At 71.3% G+C, this 23711-nt stretch carries 23 protein-coding genes; 4 read left to right on the top strand and 19 right to left on the bottom strand.

Annotated features, from left to right (window positions below; genetic code table 11):
* Positions 1-4: 4 nt before the first annotated feature.
* The 13 genes from ACFO0C_RS36060 to ACFO0C_RS36000 all read right to left on the bottom strand — a co-directional run bounded on the left by ACFO0C_RS36060 (position 5) and on the right by ACFO0C_RS36000 (position 11071).
* Complete coding sequence (locus ACFO0C_RS36060) at positions 5-1204, bottom strand: acyl-CoA dehydrogenase family protein (RefSeq protein ID WP_378071256.1); 1200 nt, start codon at positions 1202-1204, stop codon at positions 5-7.
* A 25-nt stretch (positions 1205-1229) separates the two neighbouring features.
* Positions 1230-1910, bottom strand: a complete 681-nt coding sequence (locus tag ACFO0C_RS36055) for a hypothetical protein (RefSeq protein WP_378071255.1) — start codon at positions 1908-1910, stop codon at positions 1230-1232.
* A 3-nt stretch (positions 1911-1913) separates the two neighbouring features.
* On the bottom strand, positions 1914-2960 hold the full coding sequence (locus tag ACFO0C_RS36050) for an aldo/keto reductase (RefSeq protein WP_378071254.1): 1047 nt from the start codon (positions 2958-2960) through the stop codon (positions 1914-1916).
* A gap of 112 nt (positions 2961-3072) precedes the next feature.
* Positions 3073-3699: a GOLPH3/VPS74 family protein gene (locus ACFO0C_RS36045; protein ID WP_378071253.1), complete on the bottom strand. Its 627-nt coding sequence runs from the start codon at positions 3697-3699 to the stop codon at positions 3073-3075.
* On the bottom strand, positions 3696-3926 hold the full coding sequence (locus tag ACFO0C_RS36040) for a hypothetical protein (protein WP_378071252.1): 231 nt from the start codon (positions 3924-3926) through the stop codon (positions 3696-3698). The genes ACFO0C_RS36045 and ACFO0C_RS36040 overlap by 4 nt, the downstream gene beginning before the upstream one ends.
* Before the next feature lie 4 nt (positions 3927-3930).
* Positions 3931-4842: an SPFH domain-containing protein gene (locus ACFO0C_RS36035; protein ID WP_378071251.1), complete on the bottom strand. Its 912-nt coding sequence runs from the start codon at positions 4840-4842 to the stop codon at positions 3931-3933.
* Between the two features lie 47 nt (positions 4843-4889).
* The gene (locus ACFO0C_RS36030; RefSeq protein ID WP_378071250.1) at positions 4890-5288 is read right to left on the bottom strand and encodes a hypothetical protein; all 399 of its coding nucleotides are present in this window, start codon (positions 5286-5288) and stop codon (positions 4890-4892) included.
* A complete protein-coding gene (locus tag ACFO0C_RS36025; protein WP_378071249.1) occupies positions 5285-6277 on the bottom strand; it encodes a MetQ/NlpA family ABC transporter substrate-binding protein in 993 nt (330 codons plus the stop codon). The genes ACFO0C_RS36030 and ACFO0C_RS36025 overlap by 4 nt, the downstream gene beginning before the upstream one ends.
* Positions 6278-6285: 8 nt before the next feature.
* Complete coding sequence (locus ACFO0C_RS36020) at positions 6286-7743, bottom strand: copper resistance CopC/CopD family protein (RefSeq protein WP_378071248.1); 1458 nt, start codon at positions 7741-7743, stop codon at positions 6286-6288.
* A gap of 20 nt (positions 7744-7763) precedes the next feature.
* A complete protein-coding gene (locus ACFO0C_RS36015) occupies positions 7764-8387 on the bottom strand; it encodes a DUF1775 domain-containing protein (protein WP_378071247.1) in 624 nt (207 codons plus the stop codon).
* Positions 8384-9223 (bottom strand): ABC transporter permease, encoded by an 840-nt coding sequence (locus tag ACFO0C_RS36010; RefSeq protein ID WP_378071246.1) that lies wholly within the window; start codon positions 9221-9223, stop codon positions 8384-8386. Before ACFO0C_RS36010 ends, ACFO0C_RS36015 begins: the two co-directional genes overlap by 4 nt.
* Positions 9213-9992 carry an ABC transporter ATP-binding protein gene (locus ACFO0C_RS36005; protein ID WP_378071245.1) on the bottom strand — a complete coding sequence of 260 codons (780 nt, stop codon included), beginning with the start codon at positions 9990-9992 and terminating at the stop codon, positions 9213-9215. Before ACFO0C_RS36005 ends, ACFO0C_RS36010 begins: the two co-directional genes overlap by 11 nt.
* Complete coding sequence (locus ACFO0C_RS36000; RefSeq protein WP_378071244.1) at positions 9989-11071, bottom strand: ABC transporter substrate-binding protein; 1083 nt, start codon at positions 11069-11071, stop codon at positions 9989-9991. The genes ACFO0C_RS36005 and ACFO0C_RS36000 overlap by 4 nt, the downstream gene beginning before the upstream one ends.
* Positions 11072-11297: 226 nt before the next feature.
* Between ACFO0C_RS36000 and lon the strand changes: the two genes are divergently transcribed.
* Positions 11298-13607: an endopeptidase La gene (gene lon / locus ACFO0C_RS35995; protein ID WP_378071243.1), complete on the top strand. Its 2310-nt coding sequence runs from the start codon at positions 11298-11300 to the stop codon at positions 13605-13607.
* A gap of 10 nt (positions 13608-13617) precedes the next feature.
* Here the strand turns inward: lon and pdhA are convergent, their stop codons facing one another.
* Both pdhA and ACFO0C_RS35985 read right to left on the bottom strand, forming a co-directional pair.
* The gene (pdhA, locus tag ACFO0C_RS35990; protein WP_378071242.1) at positions 13618-14715 is read right to left on the bottom strand and encodes a pyruvate dehydrogenase (acetyl-transferring) E1 component subunit alpha; all 1098 of its coding nucleotides are present in this window, start codon (positions 14713-14715) and stop codon (positions 13618-13620) included.
* Between the two features lie 52 nt (positions 14716-14767).
* The gene (locus ACFO0C_RS35985; protein ID WP_378071241.1) at positions 14768-15208 is read right to left on the bottom strand and encodes a hypothetical protein; all 441 of its coding nucleotides are present in this window, start codon (positions 15206-15208) and stop codon (positions 14768-14770) included.
* A gap of 69 nt (positions 15209-15277) precedes the next feature.
* Here ACFO0C_RS35985 and ACFO0C_RS35980 point away from each other — a divergent pair, with 69 nt between their 5' ends.
* Entirely contained in the window at positions 15278-15454 is a 177-nt protein-coding gene (locus ACFO0C_RS35980) for a hypothetical protein (protein ID WP_378071240.1), read from the top strand.
* A 12-nt stretch (positions 15455-15466) separates the two neighbouring features.
* Here the strand turns inward: ACFO0C_RS35980 and ACFO0C_RS35975 are convergent, their stop codons facing one another.
* A complete protein-coding gene (locus ACFO0C_RS35975; protein WP_378071239.1) occupies positions 15467-15838 on the bottom strand; it encodes a MerR family transcriptional regulator in 372 nt (123 codons plus the stop codon).
* A gap of 59 nt (positions 15839-15897) precedes the next feature.
* On the opposite strand from ACFO0C_RS35975, the gene ACFO0C_RS35970 reads away from it, so the two are divergent.
* Positions 15898-16605 (top strand): SDR family oxidoreductase, encoded by a 708-nt coding sequence (locus ACFO0C_RS35970; RefSeq protein ID WP_378071238.1) that lies wholly within the window; start codon positions 15898-15900, stop codon positions 16603-16605.
* Here ACFO0C_RS35970 and ACFO0C_RS35965 read toward each other — a convergent pair.
* Both ACFO0C_RS35965 and ACFO0C_RS35960 read right to left on the bottom strand, forming a co-directional pair.
* Positions 16595-18589, bottom strand: a complete 1995-nt coding sequence (locus ACFO0C_RS35965; RefSeq protein ID WP_378071237.1) for a hybrid sensor histidine kinase/response regulator — start codon at positions 18587-18589, stop codon at positions 16595-16597. The two genes, ACFO0C_RS35970 and ACFO0C_RS35965, sit on opposite strands and share 11 nt — an antisense overlap.
* Before the next feature lie 10 nt (positions 18590-18599).
* Positions 18600-19331, bottom strand: a complete 732-nt coding sequence (locus tag ACFO0C_RS35960; protein ID WP_378071236.1) for a sensor histidine kinase — start codon at positions 19329-19331, stop codon at positions 18600-18602.
* Between the two features lie 66 nt (positions 19332-19397).
* On the opposite strand from ACFO0C_RS35960, the gene ACFO0C_RS35955 reads away from it, so the two are divergent.
* Complete coding sequence (locus tag ACFO0C_RS35955; protein WP_378071235.1) at positions 19398-22883, top strand: PAS domain-containing hybrid sensor histidine kinase/response regulator; 3486 nt, start codon at positions 19398-19400, stop codon at positions 22881-22883.
* A 141-nt stretch (positions 22884-23024) separates the two neighbouring features.
* Here the strand turns inward: ACFO0C_RS35955 and ACFO0C_RS35950 are convergent, their stop codons facing one another.
* Complete coding sequence (locus tag ACFO0C_RS35950) at positions 23025-23711, bottom strand: CBS domain-containing protein (RefSeq protein ID WP_378071234.1); 687 nt, start codon at positions 23709-23711, stop codon at positions 23025-23027.

The raw sequence follows: 23711 nt of genomic DNA, 5'->3' as shown, positions 1-23711 counted from the left end.
CTGCTCAGAAGTAGCCGACGGCGGGCAGGGCGGCGTCGTTGACCTCGACGTCACCGAGGGCCCGGGCCTTGAAAACCGTCGGGTTGTGACTGAAGAGGGTGCGCAGGTTGCGCCAGTGCCGGTCGAGGTGGTGCGAGGCGCGGGTGGCCGACGCACCGCCGGCCCCGAAGACCGCACCCGCGGCGCGCAGGGCGATCTCCTCGACGCCCACCTTCACCTTCGACGCCTGCAACGACGCCTCGTTCTCCAGGGCCCCCGACGGTTCGCCGTGGGCGCGCTGGTGGGCGTCGGCGCGGTCCAGGGCGTCGGCGGCGGCCAGGACGGCGGCCTCGACGACGTAGGCGGTCGCCGACAGCTCGCCGACGATCTGCAGGATCTGCGGGTCGTGCCGGGACTCGTCGTGGTTGCCCCACGAGTAGGACCGGGTACGGGTGCGCAGCAGTTCGGCGGCGTCGGCGGTCAGCTCCCGCAGGATGCCGGCCGCGATGGCGTGCAGGATCAGCTGGGCGTAGGCACCGGTGCGCCGTTCCGGCCCGGGGAACGGGAACGGGATCAGCTCGTGCGGGTGCACCAGCACGTCGTCCAGGACCGTGGTGCCGCTGGCGGTGTGCTGCTGGCCGATGCCGTCCCAGTCGTCCTCGTGGCGCACCCCCTCCCGGTCGGCCGGGATCAGCACACTGACCCGCTCGCCGTCGGCGTCGCTGACGGCCAGGCGCAGGTAGTCGGAGTAGAGGGCACCGGTGCTGTAGAACTTGCGGCCGTTGAGCCGGTAGCCCGTACCGTCGCGGGTGATCGTGGTGTCGAAGGTGTAGACGCCGGAGCGGTTGCCGAGCTCGGCGGCGGCCCCGCCGAAGAGCCGTCCGTCGAGGATCTCGGCCAGGAACGGCCGGTCGGCGCGGCGCAGCTGCTCGTCGACGAATCCGTAGTGCAGGCGCAGGATGTGCGGCACATCCGGGTCGGCCTGGGCCAGCCGGACGACGAAGGCGAAGAAGTCACGGCGGCTGTATCCGGCGCCACCGTCGGCGACCGGGACCCGGATCGCGCCGAGCCGGTGCTCGCGGACCAGCTCGAGAGCCCGCAACGGACGTTCGGCGGGCGCTTCGGCACGGCGTCGGCGGGCGCCGGCGGCGATCGCGGCGAGGATCTCGGTCAGCTCGTCGGAGTCGAGTGCGGGTGGCCGTACCCCGGTGGTGGTGATGGTCAAAGCGGACTCCTTCGGGAGATCCGGCTCAGGCGAACGCCTGCAGCCACGGGGTGGTCGCTTCCAGGTCGGGTTCCAGGGCACGGAGCTGTCCGGGCAGGTCGGCCGGCGCGGCGCCCGGGATGCTGAGGTTGAAGACGGTGGCGGTACGCCCGGCCGCCGCCCGTGGATGCTCGATCGCGGCGAGCACCGCCCGCGCGATGCCGTCGGTCGTGACCAGCCCGTCCGCCCGCACGTCCTGGGTGAAACAGACCTGATGGAACGGGTCGTCGCGGCCGGACAGCCAGGCGGGCCGCAGAATCGTCCACGGGTTGGGCCCGTCCCGCAGCCGCCCCTCCAGAGCACGGAGACCCCAGGTGTACGGCTTGTCGTCACGCCGGGTCAGGCCACGGCCGACGAGGAAGTGCGACACCAGGACGATGTGCAGGTCGGGACGCTGCCCTCGGATACGGTCGAGGATCCGGTGGGCGGCGGGACGGCCCGCCCGGTGGTCGTCGGACGGCAGCCGCAGCGCGGGCCGGGCCGGGACAGGTGCCAGGATCAGCGCGTCCGCGCCCCGGATGGTCTCCGGTGCCGGGCCACCGGCCGGCCGGTGGTGGTCGTGCCCGCGTTCGAGGGCGAGCCGCCGGGTCGCCACGTGCGCGTTCCAGATGCCGTCGGTGTGCCGGGCCGTGGCCAGGACGGGGCTGTACTCGACGATGCGGGCCATGACTCAGTGCCGCGTCCGTGGTGCCGGGCGGCGGCGGGCGTCGACGTCGTCGCCGAGCCACGGCGGCTGCCAGCCCTCGTCGGCGCGGTTGACGGTGACACCGGGCGGCACGAGCTCGTCGACGGCGTCGAGGACGTCGTCGCCGAGGACGATCTCGTCCGCGCCGAGCAGGCTGTCCAGGTGCTCGCGGGTGCGCGGGCCGATCAGGACGCTGTCGACCTGCGGGTGGCGCAGCACGAACGCGACCGCCAGCTGCGGCAGGGTGATCCCGGCCTTGGCCGCGAGGTCGCCGAGTTTGATCGCGAGGTCGCGTTTGACCTGGTTCTCCGGCACCTGCGGGTCGTGGCGGGCCGGCAGCCACGCGGCCCGGGCCGACACCGGCGCCGGGCTGTCGGCGGTGTGCCGGCCGGAGAGCCAGCCACCGGCGAGCGGGCTCCACGTCAGCACGCCGAGACCGAATCGGCCGGCGACCGGCAGGGTGGCACGCTCGGCGCCGCGGGCCAGGATCGAGTAGGGGACCTGCTCGGTGGCGGGGCGGCTGCGACCGGCCTTCTCGGCGGCCCACTGTGCCTCGACCAGCAGGTGCGGCTCGTTGGTGGTCGTACCGTAATAGCGGATCTTGCCCTGGCGGACCAGGTCGTCGAGCGCGCCGACGGTCTCCGCGACGTCCACGTCGGGATCGGGTTTGTGCTGCTGGTAGAGGTCGATGTAGTCGGTCTGGAGGCGGCGCAGCGAGTTCTCCACGGCGGCGAAGATCCAGCGGCGGGAGCTGCCCCGGGTGTTCAGGCCCTTGCCCCACTGGCTGTGGAACTTGGTGGCGAGGAAGACCTCCTGGCGGCTGCCCTGGAGGGCCTTGCCGACGATGATCTCGCTCTCGCCCTGGGAGTAGCTGTCCGCGGTGTCGATGATGTTGATGCCGGCGTCCAGCGCCCGGCGGATGATGCCGACGGCCTCGGCGTGGTCGCCGGTGGCGCGGGCGCCGAAATTCATCGCCCCCAGCGTCAGCGGGCTCACTCTGACGCCGGTCCTGCCGAGAATGCGGTAGCTCAATGCCTCGTCCGATCCGGTGGAGTTGCTTGCTGGCTGTCTTCAGCATGCGAACCCTCACCGGTGCGAACAACGCGGTTCAGCTACCACCATCGTTCAGCTCAACTACGAACCCCTAGCCGGCAGCGGCGGCGGCGGACGCCTCGATCGACTTGCGCAGGGCCGGCCCGATCGGCCCGCTGATGTCGGTGAGCTCCTGGAGACGCTTACGGGCGTCACGGCGGCCCCGGCGGTCGAGGACCAGGCTGAGCTGCCCGGCGGCCACGATGGCGACCAGGACGGCGTCGGCCGGGTCGACCCGGTTGATCGGCTCCTTCAGAGCGGCCCGGACCCGGCCGGCCAGCTCCTTGCGGACCCGCGGATCGCGCGGCGTCACCCGGACCGAGGGAAAGATCCCGAGGATTCTGTACGGCTCCAGGCGCGCCCAGCCGTCGGCGCCCAGCTGCGCGCGCACCGCGCCGACGGTGGCGTGCTGCCGGCGGTCCACCCAGGACTGCCATTTGCGGGGCCGGGAACCGGCGATCTCGGCGAGCACTGTGGTGAGAACCGGGTCGGTGCACGATCGGCCGGCCACGGTGGCGGCCCGGCCCCGCTCGTCGGTGAGGTGCCCCTGAAGGTAGAGGTCGGCGAGAGCCGCCGCGCGGACCATCGCGCCCAGGTTGGTGCCGACACGGACACGGCCCTTGTCGGGGTCGTGGGCCAGCAGGAAGATCCGCTGGGCCAGGCTGCCGGGAACGGTCATGACTCCTCCTCCTCGTCGTCGTCCGGCCCGGGGGTGCTGGGTGGGCGGCCGGGACCCCGCATCCGGCCGACTCCTCCGGGGAGCCGGCCGGCGTCGCTCAGTGCCTTGCGCAGCAGATACTCGATCTGGGCGTTGGTGCTGCGCAGCTCGTCCCCGGCCCACCGTGCCAGAGCGTCGTGCACGGTGGGATCCAGGCGGAGGAGGAGCTTCTTGCGCTCGGTGGCCATGTGATCAGGAGTAGAGGGTGCCCGTGTTGACGACGGGCTGGGCGTCACGATCGCCGCAGAGGACGACGAGCAGGTTGCTGACCATGGCCGCCTTGCGCTCCTCGTCGAGGTCGACGACGTCGTGCTCGGTGAGGCGGGCCAGCGCCAGCTCGACCATGCCGACGGCGCCCTCGACGATCCGGGTGCGGGCGGCGACGATCGCGTTGGCCTGCTGGCGGCGCAGCATCGCGTGGGCGATCTCGGGCGAGTAGGCCAGGCGGGTCAGCCGCGACTCGATGATCTTGACACCGGCGGCGCCGACGCGGACACCGATCTCCTCCGACAGCCGGGCGGTGATCTCGTCGGCGTTGTCCCGCAGCGACATCAGCTCGGTGTCGTGGGAGTCGTAGGAGTAGCTGTTGGCGATGTGCCGCACGGCGGTCTCGGTCTGGATGGCGACGAACTCGATGAAGTCGTCGACCTCGAAGACGGCACGGGCGGTGTCCTCCACCTGCCAGACGACCACGGCGGCGATCTCGATCGGGTTGCCGTCAGCGTCGTTGACCTTGAGGACGTCGCTCTCGTGGTTACGGATCCGGGTGGACACCCGGCGGCGGTTGGTCAGCGGGTTGACCCAGCGGAGCCCGTCGCTGCGGACGGTGCCGGTGTAGCGGCCCAGCAGCTGCAGGACACGGGCCTCGCCCGGGGCGACCGGGGTGAGACCGGCCAGGACGATCACGACGCCGAGCAGCAGCAGGGCGCTGACGCCGATCAGGCTGAGCACGGCGGCGACGCTCGACTGGAGCACGGCGACGATGAACACCGCCACGGCCAGCAGGGTCACCAGGCCGCTGGCGCCGAGAACCGGCCAGCCGTTGGCGGCGCGAGCGGCGCGCTCGCGCACCTGCGGGGCAGGAAGGTCGAGATGGTCGGTCATTGGGGCCTCCCCATGAGTGGTGATGGCCCCAGACTATCAATGTGATATCACTTTTTCAAAACGAGGTTCGGGTGTAGGTCGCGAAGTGCGCCGCCCGCACCACCGGCGCCAGGCCCCGGACCTGGAAGAACACCGCGGCACGGGCCCGGACCGGGCGCGGCGCACCTCCAGGCTGACCAGGCCGTCCCTGGCCTTATCCGGCCACTGATCCGGGCGTCGTGCAGGTCGGCGATCCCGAACACGTACTCCTCGCTGGTCTCGTCGACGGCACCGAGCCACAGCACGTCGGTCAGGCCCCAGCCGGAGTGCCAGCCGATCACGCCGTCGACGCGGTAGCCGCCGGGCACCCGGGTGGCGACCGTGCCGCGCCGCTGCGGCCACGACCGGACGTGACCCATCCCGGACGCCGGATGCGCCGCCGGCGGGACGGATGCGGTGACGGTCACGATGAGCCTCCTTGCGGGGCGGTACGGGCCGGCGTGCCACGCAGACCGGCAAGGATGGGGAGGGTGAGCGGAGCGGCCGCCACGCCGAGCGGGCCGTCCTGGCCGCGGTCGGTGGCGCTGCCGGCGGCGGGGAGGTTGGCGGCCGGGTGGGTGGTGGTCAGGTAGGTGGCGAGTTCCGGGCTCTCCAGGGCGTGGGTGAGGGCCAGGACGCGGGGGTCGCCGGCCAGCCGGGACGGGGCGATCAGCACGCGTGCCCACGGGTTGCCGGGGCCGGGCTCGACGGCGAGGGCGTCCTTCGCCGGGTCGAGACCGAGGGCCGCGGCCTGCTGCGGGGTGAGGACGAGGGCGTCGTACTGCTGGTAGATCTCGCGCAGGCGGCTGTCGGAGTAGAGGCCGAGCAGGGACAGGTGGCGCAGCGAGTCCCTGACGTTGGCCTCGGTGATCGCCAGATCGACCGGTTTCGAGCCGCCGAACTCGCGGTCCAGTCTCACCAGTCCGGCAGCCTGGAGCAGGTAGAGGCCACGGGCGAAGAGCCGCTCGTCGCCGGGCAGGACGATCTTCGAGCCGTGCGGGAGGCTGACGCCGTTCACCTCGTCGTCGACGACGCCCGTGTTGATCCAGGATCGGGTCTCGTCGAGGTTCTTCCACTTCGAGGAGTAGAGGGCGTACGGGATGACGTTGACCCTGGCCACGACGCTCAGGGACGGCGTCGCCGCGAACTCCGGGCCCTCCTGGTAGAAGGCCAGGTCGGCGTCACCGGCCTCGACCTTGCGGGCGGCGTCGGCGGGGGCGTCGGCCAGCTGGATGCGGGTGCCCGGCGGCAGCAGCGTGTCGATCGTGTGCTGGAGGATCTCCCGGTAGTCGCCCGGTCCGGCGTAGACCAGCAGTGTGTCCGCATCGGTCCGGCCGGTCTGGTAGGTGACGTCGGGCCCGGAGCCGCATCCGGCCAGGCCGGTCATGATCAGCAGGCCGGCGAGTATCCGTCGCATGGTTCTCCTCAGCGGACGTCGTAGTGGAACGAGGCGACCCGCGGGCCGGCCGGGGTGCCGAACGTGATGGTCACCTGCCAGGTGCCGGTGACCGGGACGACCAGGTCACGGCTGGTCCAGCGGACACCGTCGCCGGTGGGCCGGGCGGGGTCGAGGCGGACCGGTAGGCGGGCGACGTTCGCCTGCTTCGACGACAGGTCCACCGACAGCGGGGCGTCCCGGGCCCCGTCGATGATCAGCCGCTGCGGGCCGCGGCGGGTGGACGGGACGGAGATGTCCAGCGCCGAACCCGGCCCGAAGTCGATCCTGGTCGTGACCGGCGGGTCGTAGCTGACCGTGGCCGGCGCCACCGAGGACAGCACGCCGGTCGCCCCGAAGACCACCGTGACCATCAGCAACTCCGCGCCGAGCCAGCGGGTTCCGCCTGTCGCGGTGCGGCCGAGGTGGCGGTAGGTCAGGGCGGCGGCGACGAGAGCCAGCGCGACCAGGGTGACCTTGACGGTCAGGGCCTGGCCGTAGGCGGTGGTCAGCAGTGACTGCGGGGCGGGGATGCGCAGCAGCCCCAGGCCGAGACCGGTGGCGGCGGCCAGGGCGGCGTGGACCTGGGCGTAGCGGTGCCACGTCACGGACGGTGGTTCCCGGCGCAGGTGGGTGGCGATCACCAGCACTCCCCCGAGCCAGGCCAGCACCGCGTAGACATGGGCGAGGGTCAGCAGCAGGGGCAGGGGGAAGCCGGCCGGGTCGGCGCCGTGGCCGCCGAAGGTGAGGGCGACCGGGGTGGCCACGGCCAGGATCCACACCGGGCGGACCGCCGCGCCGATGCTCGCCACGATCGCCACCAGGGCCGGAACGGCGAAGCTGCCGTCCAGTGAGAACAGGTCGCCGCCACGGTTCGCGGCCTCGATGGCCAGCCGGATGACCAGGCCGGTCACGAGCACGGCGGTCGACACCGCGACGACGGCCCGCCAGCGGCGGCGCTGCCGGAGGTGCGGCCACAACCGGGTCGTCGCCAGCAGGACTCCGGCGGAGCCGACCGCTCCCGCGTAGGTGAGGAGCTTGGCGGCGTACGCGAGAGGGTTGGGTCCTTCGGGTTGTGGGGTGCTGATCAGTCCGGCGCCGGAACCGACGGTGAAGGCGGCCGAGACCGAGACCACGTGGGTGTCCAGCGACAGCAGGCGGGCGGTGGCCAGGAACGATCCGTCGGGCAGCGCGGCCGCCAGCCGGACCGTCACGACCGTGCGGTCCTCGGCGAGGTCGACGGCGCTGACCTCGTAGCGCTTGCCGTCCTGGTCGATGACCTGCGGCGAGTCGCGCACCACCGACACGGCCTCGTTGACGGTGAAGGCGACCACGTCCGGGCCGGTCTCCAGGTGGCTGCCGTCGGTCGGTGCCGTGCTGACCAGGGTCGCGTGGGCCTCCGCCGGAGCCGGCCAGACCACGATCCCGAGCAGGAGCAGCACGAGCACCGTGCCGAGGCGGCGCACCACTATCGGGCCCGGCGCAGCAGAGCGGTCACCGACAGCAGGAGCGCGAAGCCGATCAGGACCCACTGGGCGAGCGAGGTGTCCGTACCACCGCGAGGTTGATCTTGAGGTTGGGAAGCGACGACGCCGTGATGGTCGGCCGCCGCCTCGCCGAGGACGACGATCGGCGCCGGGTGCTCGGGCTCGGAGGCGTCCAGGGCGACCTGGTCCCACGCCACCGACGAGCCGTCGCTGTAGGCCTGGACCGTCGGCAGCGGCACCGCGCTCCGGTCGGCCGGCCAGGGGCCGCCGGAGAACGTGAAGATCCCGAACTCCTGCGGGCCCAGACCCTTGTCCTGCGCCTTCCAGACGATCCGGGTGACCCGCCGGCCGGCCGTCTCGACCGTCGCCGTCCACCCGTCGACCGGCAGCACCCGCGCCGAGGCGAGGGTGACGTCGTCCGGGATGGTGACGGTCACTCCCACCGTCGACGCCGTCCCGCTCTCGGTCGGGACCGTCAGACGGACCGTGCCGTAGCCGCCCTTGCCCGGCGCCGACCCGGTCTCCACCCGCACGTGCGCCGCGGCCGGCGCCGCGACCAGCACCGCGGCAACGGTGACGACCGCGGCCGCCAGCCATCTGCTCATCGGGTCGTCAGCCCCCTCTGCCAGCGGGTGAGGTAGCGCTCCGCGCCCGCCATCACCGCGTTGACCAGCACACCGAGCAGGCCCAGGGTCAGGATGCCGGCGTAGATCTGCGGCGTCTGCATCCGGTAGCTGGCGTTGTTGATGTAGATGCCCAGGCCGTGCGCGCCGCCGACCAGCTCGGCCGCGACCAGGGCGGTGAACGCGTTCGCCGCGGCCAGCCGGATACCCGGGAAGAACGACGGCAGCGCTGCCGGCAGGATCACCTGGGTGAAGATGTAGAACCGGCCGGCGCCCAGCGTGCGCGCCGAGTTGATCAGGATCCGCTCCACGCCGCCGACCGCGCCGACCGCGTTGATGAAGATCGGCCAGAAACACGCCCACACCACGATGGCGATCTTCGACTCCTCGTCGATGCCGAGGAACGCCACGAAGACCGGCAGCAGTGCCAGCAGCGACAGGTTGCGGAAGAACAGCAGCACCGGCTCGGCGAACTTGCCGAACGCCGGGATCGAGCCGACCAGGATGCCCAGCACGATGCCGACGACCAGGGCGATCGAGAAGCCGATCACCGCACGCTGGATGCTCGGCACCGCGTCGGTCACGATCGAGCCGTCGGCGATCCCGTCGGCGAACGCCTTCACCGTGTCCTGCGGGGTGGCCAGGTACAGCGAGGAGATCAGGCCGCGGTCGATCACCAGCCACCAGAGGAACAGGAAGGCGAACAGGCCGATCGTGCCGTACAGGTAGCGGTCGTACCTGGCCAGGAACGCGTTCGGTGGTTTCGGCCGCTTCGAGGCGACGTCGGCGACCTCGGTCCGTGGCGGCTCAGTCGTCACCGTTGCCAAGATGCACCTCCTGCTCGAGGACCCGGGAGACCTCCGCGCGGATCCGGGTGAACTGCGTGCTGTTGCGCGTCTCGGTGGTCCGTGGGCGGGGCAGGTCGACCTCGATCAGGTCCTTCACCCGGCCCGGCCCACGGGTCATCATCGCGATCCGGTCGGACAGGAAGATCGCCTCGTCGATCGAGTGGGTGACGAACAGGACCGTCTTCCTGGTCGGGCCCGACTCCCAGATGCGCAGCAGCTCACCCTGGAGGAACTCGCGGGTCTGCGCGTCGAGGGCGGCGAAGGGCTCGTCGAAGACGAGGATGTCCGGCTCGTAGGCCAGCACCCGGGCGATCGCCACCCGCTGCCGCATGCCGCCGGAGAGCTGGTGCGGCAGCCGGTTCGCCGCCGAACTCAGGCCCACCGTGCGCAGCACCTCGGCCGCCCGCTCCCGGCGCTCGGCCCGCGGCACGCCCCGGATCTTCAGCCCGACCTCGACGTTCTTCTGCGCCGACAGCCACGGGAACAGCGCGTAACTCTGGAACACCACACCGACGTCTTTGTTGACCCCCTCGACGTGCCGGCCGTCGATCAGGACGTCGCCGTCGTTGTAGCCCTCCAGCCCGGCCAGCACGTTGAGGAACGTGGACTTGCCGCAGCCGCTCGGGCCGAGCAACGAGACGAACTCCCCCGAGCGGATCCGCAGATCAAAATCCTCCAGGACCGGATGATTCGGGTACGCCTTCCCGACCTGCCGAGCGTCGATCTTCCAGGCGCTCACCTCTGCACCAGCGGGCTGTCGAGGATCGCCGAGTTCTGTTCGGCCGTGATGATCGTCTTGTTCTCGGTCTGCGACTCGAGCAGGTCGGCGGTCTTCGCGAACGGGTTGTAGGCGTTGGTCGCCATCTGCTCGATCGTGACGCTGCGCCACTGCGGGGTGACCTCGCCGACCTCCTCGACCAGGTCCCACCACAGGTTCAGGCTGGCCTTGTCGAGCAGCGCGTTCGGCGCGTAGTGCCAGTTGGTGGTCTGCTCCACCGGGTAGCCGGTCGTCTTTCCGGCGATCTCCGCGGACTCCTTCGGGTGCTCGTTGGCCCAGTTCGCGGTCTTGGCGATGATGCCGACGAACTCACGGGCCGCGTCCGGGTTCGCCTTCAGCCACGTGTTGCTGGCCTTGAACGGCGCCTGCCCGCCCAGCTCGCCCCAGTCGTCGAAGGACGTGGCGATCTGCGTGAACTTCGCCTTCTGACTGAGCAGCACACCGACCAGCGGCGGGTGGAACACCCCGAGGTCGATCTCGCCCTTCTCCAGGGCCGGCGCGACCAGCTCGTTCTTCAGCTCCACGAACTGGACCTTGCTCAGGTCCACGCCGTTCTTCTTCAGCAGCCGCTTGATCACCAGGTCGGTGCAGCTGTTGATGCCGGAAACGCCGATCCGGCGGCCCTCGACGGCCTTCAGGTTCGTCAGCGAGATGTCCGAGCCGGCCTTCACGAAGTACGCCATGTGCGGCTCCTCCGGAAGGTCCAGCATGCTCGACGCGATGATCGTGAACCCGTTGACGCCCTTGGAGTAGGCGGTGATGTTGTCGCTCTGCATCCCGGTCGCGATGTCGACCTTGCCCTGCGACAGCAGCTGCGTCGCCGGGACCGTGGTCGCCGGTCCGACGTACTCCGGCCGTACCCCCGCGTCCTTCCAGTAGCCGAGCTCATCGGCGATCCGGACCAGCGACAGCGCCGTCGGCGAGTTCGCGAACCGGAACGTCACGTAGTCCTCGGCCTCGTCCCCACTACAGCCGGTCAGCAGAGCCGCCACGGCGACCAGCGCGGCCACGGCCGCGGTCATGCGTTTACCACCACTCATGGCGGTTCCTCTCGTACAGCCGGGAATTCATTCCAATCCGATGGGAGAAATTCGGATCGGGTCCCAGTGTCGAGCGCTCGACCGGCCGCTATCAACGGGCCCGCGCTTCACGAATCCCGTAGCTCAGCTACATCGCCGCGTCCCGCTGTTCGCCGACAGTGAACGCCGGAAGAAGCCGGAACACGCCACGGTTGAGCCTGCCGTACTCAACTTCCCGGAGGTAACCGTGAGCAAGCGACTCCCCGTGCTCTTCCTCGACGACATCGTCCTGCTTCCGGGCATGGTCGTTCCGGTCCAGCTCGACGAGGCCGCCCAGACCGTCGTCGACGCGGCGCGCACCTCGGCCGGGTCCGAGCTGCTGATCGCCCCGCGGCTGGAGGACCGCTACGCGTCCTACGGCGTGGTGGCGACCGTCGAGCAGGTCGGCCGCATCCGTGGCGGTGAGCCCGCCGCCGTGCTGCGCACCGGCCCGCGGGCCAGGATCGGCAGTGGTGTGACCGGGCCGGGCGCGGCCCTGTGGGTGGAGGCCGAGCCGGTCCCCACCGAGAAGGCGTCCGAGCAGGTCCGCGAGCTGGCCGCCGAGTACAAGAAGCTGGTCGTCTCGGTGCTGCAGAAGCGCGAGGCGTGGCAGGTCATCGACTCGGTCAGTGCCATCGACGACCCCAGCGACCTCGCCGACACGGCCGGCTGGGCGCCGTATCTGTCCAGCGACCGCAAGCGTGAGCTGCTGGAGACGCCGGACGTCGAGGCCCGGCTGCACCTGCTGATCGAGTGGACCCGGGACTTCCTGGCCGAGTCCGAGGTCAACGAGACGATCGAGAAGGACGTCCGCGAGAACGTCGAGAAGCGCAACCGCGAATACCTGCTCCGCGAGCAGCTCAAGGCCATCCGCAAGGAGCTCGGCGAGGGCGAGGCCGGCGACAAGGACGACTACCGTACGCGAATCGAGGCCGCCGATCTTCCGGAGGCGGTACGCGAGGCCGCGCTCCGTGAGGTCGAGAAGCTGGAGCGGGCCGGCGACCAGAACCCGGAGGCCGGCTGGATCCGCACCTGGCTGGACACCGTGCTCGACCTGCCGTGGAACGTGCGTACCACGGACAACACCGACCTCGCGGCGGCCCGCGCCGTCCTCGACGCCGACCACCACGGCCTGGTCGAGGTCAAGGAGCGCATCGTCGAGTACCTCGGCGTTCGTGCCCGCCGCGAGTCACGCGGCAAGGAGACGGTCGGCGGCCGCGGCTCGGGCGCGGTGATCCTGCTGGCCGGCCCGCCCGGGGTCGGCAAGACCTCGCTCGGCGAGTCGGTCGCGCGCACCCTGGGCCGTAAGTTCGTGCGGGTGGCGCTCGGCGGCGTCCGTGACGAGGCGGAGATCCGGGGGCACCGGCGCACCTATGTCGGCGCGCTGCCCGGCCGGATCGTGCGGGCGATCCGCGAGTCCGGTTCGATGAACCCGGTGGTGCTGCTCGACGAGGTCGACAAGGTGGGCAGCGACTATCGGGGCGACCCGGCCGCCGCGCTGCTGGAGGTGCTGGACCCGGCGCAGAACCACACGTTCCGCGACCACTACCTGGACATCGACCTGGACCTGTCGGACGTGCTGTTCATCGCGACCGCGAACGTCCTGGAGACGATCCCGCAGGCGCTGTTCGACCGGATGGAGCTGATCGCGATCGACGGTTACACCGAGAACGACAAGGTGGCCATCGCCCGCGACTTCCTCATCCCCCGGCAGCTGGAGCGTGCCGCGCTCGACCCCGGCGAGGTGACGGTCACCGAGGCGGCTCTGCGCGAGATCGCCGCCGATTACACCCGGGAGGCGGGGGTACGGTCGTTCGAGCGCCTGCTGGCCAAGGCGTTCCGCAAGGTGTCCCTGCGGGAGCTGCCGGCCACCGTCGACGCCGGCGATCTGAAGGATCTGATCGGGCGGCCCCGGTTCACGCCGGAGTCGGGCGAGCGGACCGCGGTCCCGGGTGTCGCCACCGGCCTGGCCGTCACCGGGATGGGCGGTGACGTGCTCTACATCGAGGCGTCACTGCTGCCCGGCACCACGTCCGGCCTGTCGGTCACCGGCCAGCTCGGCGACGTGATGAAGGAGTCGGCGCAGATCGCCCTGTCGTATGTCCGGGCGCACGCCGGCGAGCTGGGGATCTCCCCGGAGCAGCTGGACCACCCGATCCACCTGCACGTGCCGGCCGGCGCGGTGCCCAAGGACGGGCCGTCGGCGGGTGTCACGATGACGACGGCGCTGGTGTCGCTGCTGCTCGGCCGCAACGTGCGGGCAGAGATCGGGATGACCGGTGAGGTGTCGCTGACCGGGCGGGTGCTGCCGATCGGCGGGGTGAAGCAGAAGCTGCTCGCCGCCCAGCGGGCCGGGCTCACCGAGGTGTACATCCCGCGGCGCAACGAACCGGATCTCGACGACGTGCCCGCGGACGTGCTGGAGGCGCTGACCGTACACCTCGTCTCGGATGTGCGGGAGATCCTCGCGAGTGCGCTGGAGGCGGTGACCACCGAAGCGGTCGCGGCGGTCCAGTAGTCGCAAGGACCTAGTCGTCGAAGGACGCGCGGTAGTCGCGGAAGCGGCGGCGCTGCGCGTCCAGGTCCGGCGAGCCGGTCGGGTAGACGTTGTCGAACAACTCGACCGGCTGCGGATCGGGCATGGCCAGCACACGTTCGCGCAGGTCGAGGGCGGCCTTCTTGGCGTCGTCCTCGACCTGCGCGAAGAAGTCGTCGCCGGCGATCCGCTGCTTGACCAGGAACGCCTTGAGGCGGCTGATCGGGTCCTTGGCCTTCCACGCCTCGACCTCGCTCGCGATCCGGTAGCGCGTCGGGTCGTCGGAGCTGGTGTGCGCGCCCATCCGGTACGTGTACGCCTCGATCAGGATCGGGCCCTGGCCACCGCGGGCGTGATCGAGAGCGGCCCGGGTCACGGCGTAGCTGGCCAGGACGTCGTTACCGTCGACCCGGACGCCGGGGAAGCCGTAGCCGCCGGCCCGCTGGTAGAGCGGCACCCGGGTCTGCCGTTCGGCCGCCGCGGAGATCGCGTACTGGTTGTTCTGGCAGAAGAACACGATCGGCGCGTTGAACACCCCGGACCACACGAACGACTCGTTGACCTCACCCTGGCTGGAGGCGCCGTCCCCGAAGTAGGCGATCACCGCCTCGCCGTCAGGTGTACCGGTCCGCCCCTCCATGGTCACGCCCATGGCATAGCCGGTGGCGTGCAGTGTCTGGGCGCCGATGACGATCGTGTACTGGTTGAACTTGAACTCGTTCGGATCCCAGCCGCCCTGGTCGACACCCCGGAACAGGCCGAACGGCATGATCGGGTCGATCCCGCGGCAGTACAGGACCCCGTGTTCGCGGTAGGTGGGGAAGGCCATGTCCTGTGGCCGCAGCGCCCGCCCGGACCCGACCTGCGCCGCCTCCTGGCCCAGCAGGCTCGCCCACAGGCCCAGCTCGCCCTGTCGTTGCAGGGCCACGCCCTCGGCGTCCAGGCGGCGCACGGTCACCATGTCCTGGTAGAGACCGCGGTACTCGTCGTCGGTGAAGCCGACGGAATACGTCACCCCGTCGGGGCCGGTGACGCTGTCGACGTGGTCGCCCTCAGGATCCAGAAGCTGCACGAAACCGCGTTGGTCCACCACTGGACCGTAAGGCGTCCACCGGGCCCCCGGTCAAGAGGCCGAACCCGGGTCAGCGGCGTCCGGTGGCCAGGGCGACCAGGAACTGGCCGCCGCCGGTGTCGACGGTGGCGGTGACCGGCAGGCCCGGGACCAGGCGGGAGAAGCGGTCGACCAGCCAGTCGGCCGCCTCCTGGGCGTCGCGGCGGCTCGGGCAGCGGGCGACCAGCTCGCGGCCGCCCTTGCGCTCCAGCCGCTCGGCCACGGTGATCAGGGGCGCAGGCTCGACCACGTTGAGCCGGTCGGGCCAGGCGATGACGACCTTGACCGCGCCCTTGCGGGTGTTGCAGGCGCGGTGGGCGAGGCGCTCGGCGAGCCTGGCCTTGCGGTCGGCGGTCCGGCTGTCGACGCTCGGGCCACGCGGGTCGTTGACCGACATGTCGGGGTCGACCGGCTCGTCACAGACCCAGCAGCGCCAGCCGTCGCGTTCGGCCACGTCATCGAGGAGACTCACCCGGACAAGTTAACCCATAGGCGTTTGACTATTCTGTGTATGGTTGTCGCCTGGTGAGGGGAGACGTCGATGCGGACGAGGAATGCGATCGCCATGGTGGCCGCTGTGCTCTCCGTCGCGGCGTCGTTCGTCGTCGCCAACGCTCCCCTGCCAGATGAGGGCCCGGCCGAGGCCGAGGGCTTCACCCGCGTCGTGGTGCTGACCGACGACGGCTGGGAGTGCCCCGACGAGGCCGCCGGCAGCTGACCCGCGCGCCGGTCACCGGTCGTGGACGATCGTGCAGCCGTTCGCCGGGTCGGTGGTGAGGGCGATGACCGCGTCGAGCCGGTCGCGGGTGCGGATCAGGGCGTCGATCTGCTGGTCGATGCGGTCGCGCTCGGCGGCCAGGCGGGCTCGTGACTCCGGGGTGTTGACCTTGGCGTCGACGCAGGGCAGCAGCTCGGCGATGGTGCGGCTGGAGAGCCCCGCGCCGTAGAGCATCTGGATGAGCTGCACCCGGTCGACGGCCGGGCCGGCGTAATGCCGCTGCCCGCTGTCGCTGCGGCCCGCCGCCAGCAGCCCCTGCTCCTCGTAGTAGCGCAGAGCCCGCACGCTGACTCCGGATCTCGTCGCCAGTTCCCCGATACGCACCGTGACCCCCATCATAAGACTTGCCTCTGACGTCAACGTCAGGTCCTAGCGTATCCAGCATGCAGATCAACGGAGCAAACGTCCTGGTCACCGGCGCGAACAGGGGCCTCGGCCGGCAGTTCGCCCGCTCGCTCGTCGAGCGGGGCGCCGCCAAGGTGTACGCCACCGCCCGCCGCCCCGAACTCGTCGACGTACCCGGAGTGATCCCGGTACGGCTCGACATCACCGACACCACCTCGGTCGCGGCCGCCGCGGTCGCCGCGCCGGACGTCGACATCCTCGTCAACAACGCGGGCATCTCGACCGGCGCCAACCTGATCAGCGGCGACCTGGCGACGATCCGCCGCGAGATGGACACCCACTTCTACGGCACCCTGAACGTGATCCGGGCGTTCGCGCCGCAGCTGGCCGGCGGGGCGATCCTCAACGTGCTGTCGGCGATCTCATGGCTCGCCTTCGACGGGGCGGGCGCCTACCACGCGGCGAAGGCGGCCGAGTGGGCGCTGACCAACAGTGCCCGCCTGGAGCTGGCGGCCCAGCGGACCCTGGTCACCGGCCTGCACCTGGGCGCGGCCGACACCGACATGATGGCCTGGTACTCCGGTGACAAGGCCGCGCCCGAGGTGGTGGTGGCCGCCGCCCTGGACGGGATCGAGGCGGACCGGACCGAGGTGCTCGCCGACTCCTGGAGCAGGCAGGTCAAGGCGTGGCTGGCGGAGGACCCGGCGGTGATCTACCGGGAGGCGGCGGCCGCTCTCACGGCGTGACCGCGACGGTCAGCACCGCGTGCAGGGCGGTCACCAGCTGCTCGGCGGTGAACGGTTTGCCGACGACGGTGACCGACGCGTCCAGCAGACCCTGCTCGGACATCAGCGGGTCGGCGTATCCGGACATGTAGAGCACCGGGACGGCCGGGAACTCGACCCGCAGCACGGCGGCGAGTTCCGGGCCGTTCATGTGCGGCATCACCACGTCGGACAGCACCGCGTCGATCCGGTGCGAGTGGTGGCGGGCGATGTCCAGGGCCTGCCGGCCGTCGGAGGCGGTCAGCACCGTGTACCCGGCCTTGGTCAGGATCCGGCGGGCGGCCTCGCGCACACCGTCCTCGTCGTCGGCGACCAGGACGGTGTGACCGACGCCGGCCGGCCCGGCGGCGGGGGCGGTGACGTGGGCGACCGGGTCGTCGGTGGCCGGCAGGTAGAGGTGCACGGTCGTGCCGCGCGACGGTTCCGATTCGAGCAGCAGGTCGCCGCCGGACTGCCGGGCGATGCCGTACGCGGTGGCCAGCCCGAGGCCCGTACCGTGCCCCTTGGGTTTGGTGGTGAAGAACGGCTCCACGGCGCGGTCCAGCACCTCGGCGGTCATGCCGTGCCCGGTGTCGTGGATGGTCAGGCACACGTACCGCCCGGGGCCGAGGGCCGGTCCGCGGCCGTCGCCGGTGACCGTCACGTCCCGGCTGGTCAGGGTCAGGACTCCCCCGTCGGCCATCGCGTCCCGGGCGTTGGTGGCGAGATTGAGCAGCACCTGGGTGAGCTGGGCGCCGTCGGCCAGCACGTTGCGCACGTCCGGCTGCAGGTCGGTGACCGTGCTGATCCTCGGGCCGAGGGCACCGAGCATCGCGGTGACCTCCGCGATGACGGCGTTCGGATCCAGCACGGTGAGGGCGACGACCTCGCGGCCGCCGAAGGTGAGCAGCTGGTGGGCCAGGTAGGCGGCGCGTTTGCCGGCCGTGCTGATCCGGTCGAGGTCGGCGAGCATGGCCGCGGCGTCGTCACCGGACAGCGGCGAGCCGGTGGCGTCGTGGACGGCGTCGGCCGTGAACGTGGTGAACGACAGCACGATGTTGAGCATGTTATTGAAGTCGTGGGCGATCGCGCCGGACAGCCGGGCCAGGCTGTCGAAGCGTTCGGCGATGCGGCGCCGCTCCTCGGCGTGTCGGCGCTGCTCGGCCTGCACGACGGTGGTGACGTCGTCGACGGTGGCGACGAAACCGGCCGGATCGGTCTCGGCGTCGTCGATCCGCCGGACCGTGGTGTGCAGCCAGCGGCGCCGGCCGGCCTCCAGGACGATCTCGCCGTAGTAGGCGGCCTGTCCGGTGGGCAGTCCGTGCCCGGTCAGCACGGCGCGGTCGTCGCTGGTCAGGCAGCGCAGCCAGCCGTCGCCCCGCAGCCGGTCGGCGGGCAGGCCGGTGATCTCGCTCAGGCGCGGGTTGGTGTAGGTGGCGTGCAGCCCGGGCGGACCGGAGACGATGCCGACCGGTGAGACGTCGGCGAGGGCCGCGAACCGGGCCTCGCTCTCGTCGAGGGCGAGCGCCTTCTCGACGAGTTTCGCGTTGACCGCGCGCAGGTGTTCCCGGCCGGGGTCGGTGGCGGTGGCTCCCGGTTCGCCGCGCAGAGCCTCCTCGACGGCGGCGAGCAGCTCACCGGGGTCGGCGGACTTGGAGATGACCTGGGTGACGCCGTAGGCCGCGGCGATCGGCCCGGCCTCCTCCGGACCGAAGTTGGCCGTGTAGAGCAGCACCGGGATGTCGGCGGTACCGGTGTCGGCGCGCAGCAGGTGGACGAACTCGTAGCCGTCCATCCCGGGCATCACCACGTCGGCGAGCACGATGTCCGGGTGCAGGCGGCGGGCCAGCTCGAGGGCCTCCGCACCGGCGGTCGCCTCGATGACCTCGTGACCGCCGTCGTCGAGGGTGATCCGCGCGACCTCGCGGTTGGTGGCGCGGTCATCGACGACGAGGACGGTGGCCATCGGGTCTCCTTCAGCGGCCGGGGGTCAGCGGGGCCAGGGTGAGCGTGCAGGTGGTACCGGCACCGCCGGTGCGGACGGCGAGACCGGCGCCGCACCGGTGAGCGTGCCGGACCGCCAGGGGCAGGCCCAGCCCGGTCCCAGCGACTCCCCGGTCGCGGGCGGCGTGACCGCGGACGAACGGCAGGAACACCTGCTCGCGTTCGTCGGCGGCCAGACCGGGGCCGTCGTCACGGATCTCGATCGCCGGGGGCTCGGAGCGGACGACGACGTGGACGGCACGGCCGTCGGCGAACTTGATGGCGTTGTCGAGCAGCTCGGTGACGGCGTCGCGGACGTCGTCACGGTTCGCCAGACCGGTCACCGGGGACGGCGGGGCTTCCAGCCGTACCTCCCGATGATGTTCGCGGGCGGCGGCGGCCGTCGCGGCGATCGCCGTCTCGCAGACGGCGCGGCAGTCCACCGGCTCCGGCCGATCGCGGGCGTCCGCGGCCCGGGCCAGGGCGACGATCCGCTCGACGGTGGCCAGCAGCTCGGTCGCACTGTTGTTGATCATGTCGAGCTGCCGGGCCCGCTGGGCCGCGTCGGTGGCCCCGTCGGCCACCTTGCGCCCCATGATCTTGGTCAGCCCCACGATCCCGGCGAGCGGGCCGCGCAGCTCGTGACCCAGGCGGGACAGCGCCGCCCCGGCGAACGGATCACCGGGCACGGGGATGGCGACCGTCTCCTGGCCGGCTTGATCCATGTGCTTTCCTACGGATAGTTCCGTGAATAAGTCTTGTGCTCACATTTTATTGGTGACGCTGGTCCTGTGACGGTTTCTTGGACCAGCCGGATCTTCGTGTGGCGGGGCGCGACGCTCGCCGCACTGCTGCTCGGCGTTCTGGCGCTGGCCGACCACCGGTGGGGCACCGGCCTGAGCCGGCTGATGCCGGGCGAGAGGCTGATGACATCACACAGCGCGACGATGACGTGCATCACGGCGGCCGGGCTGCTGCTGGCCGGGCCGGAACGCACCGGTGTGTGGCAGCGGTGGACCGTCCGGCTGATGGCGGTCTACGTGATCGGCCGGGCCGCCTATGCGGCCATCGAGTACGACCCGAACCCCTACCCACCGCGGTCGCCGGTCGCGTTCCTGCTGATCGGCTTGGCCCTGCTGCTGCTCGACGTGGGCCGCAACCGCGGTCACCTCCCGTCCCAGATACTGTCCGTCACGGCGGCCCTGGTCATCGTGGTCGGCTCGTTCGCCCGCCTGCTCGGGCTGGCCGCCCTCTACTGGGACCGCGACGCCGTCCCCACCCCGCTGAGCACGCAGACGGTCGTGCTGCTGCTGGCGCTGGCCGTGACGGTCAGCCGGCCCGACGGGCTCGCCGTGCAGGTCTTCGGCAGCCGCCGTCTCGGCAGCCGGGCGGTCCGGCGGCTGGCTCCGGCGGTGGCCGCGGTCGTGGTTCTGCTGGGCCTGTCACTGGCGGTGATGACAGGCAGGGGCATCGATCTGGAGGGCTTCAAAGCGAACATCGTCGTCACCCTCCTGCTGCTCACCCTCTACCTGGTGCTGCTGCGCGCCGGGCACATGCTCAACGCCGCCGACGCCGGCCGTCTCGAACTCATCGCCGAGCTGCGGGGCCAGCACGACTTCAGCGACACCGTGCTCACCGCACTGATCGAGGGGGTCGCGGCGGTCGCCCCGGACGGCACGGTCCTGCGGGTCAACGAGCGCTGGTCGGAGATCACCGGCTTCCCCATCGAGCAGGCCGTCGGCATGCGCCCGCCCTATCCCTGGTGGCCGCCCGACGGCTCCGAGCACTGCGCCCGCGAGCTGGAGAACGTGCTGGTCTCGGGCCGCAGCGTCGAATTCAGCGCGACCCTGCGGCACCGGGACGGCAGCCTCCTTCCCGTACTCGCGAGCATCCACCCGATCTCCTCGGACCGGCACGTCACCATGCTCATCGTCACCTACCGTGACCTCACCGAACGCGACCGGGAACAGGCGCAGCGACGGCAGATGGCCGAGGAACTGGACCACTTCTTCACCCTGTCCCGCGATCTGATGTGCATCGCCTCGCGCGACGGGTACTTCACCCGGGTCAACCCGACGTGGACCGAGTTGTTCGGCTGGACCAGCGAGGAGATGACCACCCGGCCGTACCTGACGTTCGTGCACCCCGACGACGTCAACCGCACCGTGGCCCAGAACGTCTCCCTGGTCGACGGGCTGATGCCGACGATCTCGTTCGAGAACCGGTACCGCACCCGCGACGGCGAGTACCGCTGGCTGGACTGGAACGCCACCCCGACCGAGACCGGCGAGGGCATCTACGCGGTGGCCCGCGACGTCACCGACGCCAAACGGGCCGAGCAGCGCTTCCGTCAGCTGATCTTCAGCGCGCCCGACGCCATGGTGATCACCGGCGCCGACAGGATCATCCGCCTGGTCAACGATCAGACCGAGCGGCTGTTCGGCTACACCGCGGCGGACCTGATCGGCCGGCCGGTGGAGACCCTCATCCCGCCCCGGCTGCGGATCCACCACGACGAGGACATGCGCCAGTACCTGGCGGACCCCAGCCCGCGCCGGATGGGCCTGGGCCGCGACCTGTGCGCGCTGCGCCGCGACGGCAGCGAGTTCCCGGTGGAGATCAGCCTCGCGCCCCTCGACACCGACGAGGGAATCCTGGTGTCGGCGTCGATCCGGGACGTGTCCGAACGGGTCCGCACCGAGCAGGCACTGGCCACCGCACGGGACGAGGCGCTGGCCGCGGCGGCCGCGAAGTCCCAGTTCGTCGCCATGGTCAGCCACGAGATCCGGACCCCGATGAACGGGGTGATCGGGCTGACCAAACTGCTTCTCGACACGCCGTTGCAGCCGGTGCAGCGCCGCTACGGCGAGTCGATCCGGGCCTCCGCCCAGGCGCTGCTGGCGATCATCAACGACATCCTCGACTTCTCCAAGATCGAAGCCGGCAAGGCGACCCTGGCCGAGGCCGACTTCGACCTCGGCGACCTGCTCGAACAGGTCGCCCACGCGGGCGCCGCGGCGGCCCGGGACAAGGCCATCGACATCGTCGGCTACTACCCGCCCGACCTGCCGGCCATCGTGCACGGCGACGAGGGCCGGCTACGGCAGGTGCTGCTGAACCTGGTCGGCAACGCGGTCAAGTTCACCCAGCAGGGCGAGATCGTCATCCGCGTCGACCCGCTCGGCCAGGTCGGCGGCGGCCGCCGGAGGTACGGCTTCAGCGTCTCCGACACCGGCATCGGCATCGACGCCGGCCAGATCACCCGCATGTTCGAGCCGTTCACCCAGGCCGACGGCACCATCAGCCGCGAGTTCGGCGGGACCGGCCTGGGCCTGACCATCAGCCGCCAGCTGGTCGAGCTGATGGGCGGCACCCTGCAGGCCGACAGCGAACCCGGCGTCGGCAGCCGGTTCCACTTCACGGTGGCACTCGGCGCCGTGGAACCGACGCCCGCACCGCACCCGCGCCACGCCGGTCTGGCCGGGCGCCGGCTGCTCATCGCCGACTCCAACGCCACGAGCCGTACCTTCCTCAGCGAACACGTGCAGGCGTGGGGTATGCGGGTCACCACCGTCGACAACGCCGAAGCCGCCCTCGACCGGCTGAGCACGGCCTGCCGCGACGGCGAACCGCACGACATCGCCGTCATCGACCATCACGTGCCGCGCCTGGACGCCGTCGAGCTGATCACCGACATGGGCGCCCTGCCGGACATCCGGCCACGGCCGTTCTGCGTGCTGCTGAGCCGCGACCCGTCGGCCGAGCACCGGCTCACCGACCACACCGGCGTCGACGTGCTGGCCAAACCGATCGGGCCGTCGGTGCTGTTCGACTATCTGATGTCACGGTTCGGGCCGGCCGTACCGGCGGTCGAGGAGCACCGGCCGTCACCGGCGCCGGCCGGGCGGCGCGGCCGGATCCTGCTGGCCGAGGACAACGAGATCAACCAGCTGGTCGCCGTCGACACCCTGGCCGGCCTCGGCTACGACACCGACATCGCGGCCAACGGCGCCGAGGCCGTCGAGCTGGCCGCCACCGGCGACTACGTGGCGATCCTGATGGACTGCCAGATGCCTCGGCTCGACGGTTATCAGGCCACCGAGCAGCTGCGGGCGCACGAGCCGCCGGACCGGCACACCCCGATCATCGCGATGACCGCCGGCGTGCTGGCCGAGGACCGGCAGCGGGCCTTCCAGGCCGGGATGGACGACTTCCTGGCCAAACCCATCGACCCGGACAAGCTGCGGGCCACGCTGGAACACTGGACGCAGGTCTGACCGTGCTGATCGCCTTCCCGGCCGACCGTGCGCCGGCCGCTGATCGGTGGTGTCCCCGGCCGGCGCCGTGCCGGCCGGGGACCACCGGTGGGTTCCGGCCTCGGAGGAGGAGCAGGTCCGGACCCGACGGCGGCTGCGGGGTCAGGCGGCGAAGAACGCGGACGCGGGCCTGACCAGGTCGCGGTCGTTGAAGTCGAAGCCGAGACGGGCGTCGACGGACACCACGCCGGCCACCTGCCGGACCAGCCGCTCGACCAGGACGGTCGTCGACCAGCGTTCGGCACGGCCGGTGAGTGTCACGGCTCCCCGGTCGACGGCGGCGACGACATGGCCGGTGCTCTCGGTGTAGGTGACCTCGTGGACGGCCGCGCGGACGTCGGCGAGGATCTCCTCGTCGGTGCGCAGATGTTCCTTCAGCAGATCGCCGCGGCTCACGATGCCGGCCAGACGGCCCTCGAAGTCGACCACCGGCAGCTGCTTGACGTGGGCCTGCTCCATCCGGCGAGCGGCCGTGCGGATCCCGGTCGTCGTGCGGACCAGCACGGCGGGCGCCGTCATCAGCTCACCCGCGGTCATGGCATCGGCCTTGCGCCGCAGGCCCCGGGCCCGCCGGTCGAACCAGCGCGGGCGGTCCGCACCCGCGAACTCGATCTTGAGGAGCAGGTCCGACTCGGACACCACCCCGAGCACGCGACGATCACCGTCCACCACCGGGACCGCGTTGATCCGGTACGCCGCGAGCAGGGCGATCAGTTCCCGGTACAGCGTGTCCGGGGTGACCGCGACGACGCCCTCGGTCATGACCTCGTTGACCAGCCAGATGTTCAT

The sequence above is a fragment of the Actinoplanes subglobosus genome, assembly GCF_042650585.1.
Classification (GTDB): Bacteria; Actinomycetota; Actinomycetes; order Mycobacteriales; family Micromonosporaceae; genus Actinoplanes; species Actinoplanes subglobosus.
Note: the sequence above shows the minus strand (reverse complement) of the source record. Positions and strands in the feature narration are given on the sequence as shown.

Excerpts from the sequence above, each read along its gene's own strand:
- ACFO0C_RS35980 (WP_378071240.1), top strand. The coding sequence starts at position 15,278 with ATGCGGACGAGGAATGCGATCGCCATGGTGGCCGCTGTGCTCTCCGTC.
- ACFO0C_RS36015 (WP_378071247.1), bottom strand. The coding sequence starts at position 8,387 with ATGAGCAGATGGCTGGCGGCCGCGGTCGTCACCGTTGCCGCGGTGCTG.
- ACFO0C_RS36000 (WP_378071244.1), bottom strand. The coding sequence starts at position 11,071 with ATGAGTGGTGGTAAACGCATGACCGCGGCCGTGGCCGCGCTGGTCGCC.
- ACFO0C_RS35950 (WP_378071234.1), bottom strand. The coding sequence starts at position 23,711 with ATGAACATCTGGCTGGTCAACGAGGTCATGACCGAGGGCGTCGTCGCG.
- ACFO0C_RS35970 (WP_378071238.1), top strand. The coding sequence starts at position 15,898 with ATGCAGATCAACGGAGCAAACGTCCTGGTCACCGGCGCGAACAGGGGC.
- ACFO0C_RS36055 (WP_378071255.1), bottom strand. The coding sequence starts at position 1,910 with ATGGCCCGCATCGTCGAGTACAGCCCCGTCCTGGCCACGGCCCGGCAC.
- ACFO0C_RS36045 (WP_378071253.1), bottom strand. The coding sequence starts at position 3,699 with ATGACCGTTCCCGGCAGCCTGGCCCAGCGGATCTTCCTGCTGGCCCAC.
- ACFO0C_RS36035 (WP_378071251.1), bottom strand. The coding sequence starts at position 4,842 with ATGACCGACCATCTCGACCTTCCTGCCCCGCAGGTGCGCGAGCGCGCC.
- ACFO0C_RS36040 (WP_378071252.1), bottom strand. The coding sequence starts at position 3,926 with ATGGCCACCGAGCGCAAGAAGCTCCTCCTCCGCCTGGATCCCACCGTG.
- ACFO0C_RS35960 (WP_378071236.1), bottom strand. The coding sequence starts at position 19,331 with ATGGATCAAGCCGGCCAGGAGACGGTCGCCATCCCCGTGCCCGGTGAT.
- ACFO0C_RS36025 (WP_378071249.1), bottom strand. The coding sequence starts at position 6,277 with ATGCGACGGATACTCGCCGGCCTGCTGATCATGACCGGCCTGGCCGGA.
- ACFO0C_RS35965 (WP_378071237.1), bottom strand. The coding sequence starts at position 18,589 with ATGGCCACCGTCCTCGTCGTCGATGACCGCGCCACCAACCGCGAGGTC.